The following is a 3,343-nucleotide window of genomic DNA, read 5'->3' on the forward strand; positions in this document are numbered from 1 at the left end:
CTTCGTCTTCGCCTTCTCCACCCTGACCAGTTCCTGGGGCGTCTACCGGCACCGGCCCGGGGAGGCGGGGACCGAGACGCTGTCGGCCCCGGCGGTCACCCTCGACGCCGAGGTGACGGCGGGGCGGGCCGTCGCGGCCGACGGTGTGGCGGTCCCGTACCACGTGGTGCGGCCGGCGGGCGGCGACCCGGCGCGGCCTGCGCCGGTGCTGATCTCCGCGTACGGCGCGGCGAACGTGCCCCTGCTGCCGCAGTACCGGAGCGACCTGGCCGCCTTCGTCGCGGCGGGCGGTGTCCTCGTCCAGGCGTATCTGCGCGGGGGCGGCGAGTTCGGCCGGGACTGGTATCTGGCCGCGCACCGGGAACGCAAGCATGTGCGCGACACCGACCTCGTCGCGGTCGCCGAGCAGCTGGTCGCCACCGGACTCGCCGACGCCGGCCGGCTCGCGCTGACCGGCGGGTCCGACGGCGGTCTCATGTGCGGGGTCGCGCTCACCACACGGCCCGAACTGTGGTGTGCCGTACTGCCGAGGGCACCGCTGCTGGACCTCGTCGGAGGAACCCGCGATCCCTATCTGGACTTCGTCATCCGCAAGGCGTGGGCGGATCCGGACGATCCGGCGCAGGTCCGGCGGCTCCTCGGGCTGTCGCCGTACCAGCTGGTCCGGCCCGGCGACTTCCCGGCGGTCTACCTCCAGGCCGGGGCGACCGATCCGCGGTGCCCTCCGTGGCATGCGCGCAAGTTCGCCGCCCGGCTGCAGGCGGCGCAGACGGGGACGGCGCCGATCCTGCTGCACGTCTTCGACAACGCCGGTCACGGCGCGGCGACCTCGCACGAGGTCGCGGTCCGGCAGGACTCCGAATGGCTGGCCTTTCTGATCAGGACACTCGGTCTGGACGGCTGAGCGGGCGACGAAGCCCGCTGGTATGAGGGGCTGGCGGCGGCCCGGTCCGCTCAGCCGTCCGGGTCGGACCTGAGGGACATCAGGCGCAGCTGCAGCATGGCCGACAGACGCGCCTTCGGGTCGTTGAGGTCGATCCGGCCGACCTCGGCCGCGCGCCGCAGCCGGTAGCGGAACGTGTTGGGGTGCACGAACATCGCGGCGGACGCCACGGTGACGTCGCCGAAGGCGTCGAGCCAGCTCCGCAGCGTCTCGACCAGGCTGGTCTGGTGCACCTCGTCGTAGGCGACGACGCGCGCGACGGCGCCGCTGGGGATGTCCCCGCCCGGGACGCGGTCGGCGAGTTCGAGCAGCAGGGCCTCGACGTGGACGTCGTCCAGGCAGGCCACCTGCTGCCCGGTGGCCGAGGACCGCAGGACACGCAGCGCGCGGTCGGCTCCGGAACGGGACCGGGCCAGACCCGAACTGTCCTCGGCCAACTGCCCCACGCCGATCAGCGGGCGGAGGCGGGAGCCGACGCGGTCCAGGAACTCGGCGGCGATCCCGGCCGCGCGTTCCTCGCCGCCCTGCCGGTTCTGCGGGAGGAGGGGCAGGATGCCGTACGCGATGTCGCCGATCAGCGCCGCGGTGGCGCGCGGGTGCACGGCGGACAGGTGCATGGCGAACGCGTCGGTGAGCCGTTTGCGTTCGGTGGCGAGCCGGGCGGGCGGGCGGTGTCCGGTCGCCGCGTCGACGACGGTGAGCGCGAGGACGACCGCGGGTTCGTCCTTCAGACCCAGACGGCGGATCGCTTCGGGTGATCCCGGGCCGCTTTCCAGGGCGGTGGCCAGCTGTTCGGCCCGCAGTCGCCGTTCCAGGTCGGCGTCGGCGCGCTGCCACACCATGTGCATCGCGACGAGCTTGGACGCCTCGTAGAGGGCCTCACCGCGTTCCTCGCTGAGGGGCTCGGGGACAACCACCCAGACCGTGCCGAGGATCTCGTCCCCGGCGCGTACCGCGATCGCCGCGCGGGGCAGTTCGGGCGGCTGCGGCGTGTCGCCCGACTCGGGCAGGGAGGCCACGAACACGGGCCGGTCGCTGCGGTAGATCGCCTGGAACACTCCGCGTTCCTCCAGGATGCGGGTGTAGTGCTCGGGGACCTGCCGGCCCAGGATCGTCTGGACCCGCGACTGGTCCACCTCCTCCTGCCGGCTGGAGAAGGCCAGCAGGCGCGAGTTGCGGTCCTCGATGGTGACGGGGGCGTCGAGCAGTGCGGCGATGGCGTTGGCGACCGCGAAGAGGTCGCCGGACCCGAACCGGCCGGGCGTGGAGGCGTCCGTGTCGTACCGGCCGCTGTTGTCGGCGGTCAGCGTCCGGAGCATCCCCGCCAGGTGCGTCCAGGACGCGCCTCGGGCGAAGGAGAGGACCGCCACGCCCGACGCGCGGGCCGAGGCGAGGAGGCGTTCGTCGGGGGCGACGGGCGCGCGCACCACCAGGGCGGCGGCGCCGAGCCGGCCGAGGCGGGAGACGACCTGCGCGATGTCGGCGGGGTCGTGCAGGCCGACACCCATCACCAGGGCGTTCTCCGGGAGTTCCGGCTCGTCCAGCGGGTCGTGGATGACGACGCCGCCGATATCGCCGGCGCGTTCGACGTCGCCGCAGACCACGTCGAGCAGAGTGGTACCGAGTTCCTCCAGGACACGTCCCAGGCTCGCTCGCGGAAGTCCGGTCACAGGGATGAGCACAAGGCCGAAGCTAGCGCGGTGTACCCGCGTCGTCGTTGGTCGCGCATGACGAAATGATGCCATCTCGTTCGTACGGCCGGACAGCCGCGAGGTGCTCGGTGCGGCCCCCGGTCCTTTCGGCGCGTTCCGGCGCGTTCCGGCGCGTTCCGGGGGCCTCCGGAGGCGGGAACGGGCACCCGTGTCGCCGTGGTCGTGACCGCGTCCGGCACCACCGTCTCCAGCCACCGCCCCGGCCGTACGGTGCCGCTCGGCAGCGCACCACCCCCGGGCCCGTCGGTGAACGGGGGCACGAGGGCACCTCGGCGGTGCGGCGTTCGGCCGCCGGTGACCTGCACGCTGTCCCGCGCGGGCGATTCGCCTCGGTGTGCCGGGTGCGTGGTGCCGTGGTGCCGTGGTGCCCCGTGTGTGGTGCCGTGCCTACCGTGGTGCCGTCGTCCGCGGTGGTGCCGCCGGGCTCCCCCGGTCCACGACGTACCAGCCCGTACGGTCGAAGCCCCGGACCCGCGCGCCCCCGGCGAGCAGCCCGCCGAGCACCTCCCGTACCGCCGTCCGCCATCGCGCGGCGCGGTCGGGGTCGCTCTTCCGCAATGCCTCGATGTCCTCGGGAACGGCCACCAGCACGGTGCGGGCGTGCCCGTCTGCGTGCCCGGTCACCGGCCCGCCGGTGGCGGAGACGCCGAGCGCCACGGTCGCGCCCGCCGCGCGGGCGGCCCCGGCG

2 protein-coding genes and 1 pseudogene are annotated in these 3,343 nt (G+C 74.2%); 1 reads left to right on the plus strand and 2 read right to left on the minus strand.

Annotation, left to right across the window (positions count from 1 at the left end):
- Positions 1-904 (plus strand): prolyl oligopeptidase family serine peptidase (locus ACWF94_RS36885; RefSeq protein ID WP_453499020.1); only part of this gene is annotated, 904 nt, incomplete at its 5' end.
- A 50-nt stretch (positions 905-954) separates the two neighbouring features.
- Here ACWF94_RS36885 and ACWF94_RS36890 read toward each other — a convergent pair.
- Both ACWF94_RS36890 and ACWF94_RS36895 read right to left on the minus strand, forming a co-directional pair.
- Entirely contained in the window at positions 955-2,625 is a 1,671-nt protein-coding gene (locus ACWF94_RS36890; protein ID WP_453499022.1) for a PucR family transcriptional regulator, read from the minus strand.
- Positions 2,626-3,042: 417 nt separating this feature from the next.
- Positions 3,043-3,343, minus strand: a pseudogene (locus tag ACWF94_RS36895) (hypothetical protein); the annotation flags it as partial.

This window comes from Streptomyces sp. NPDC055078 (assembly GCF_053607985.1).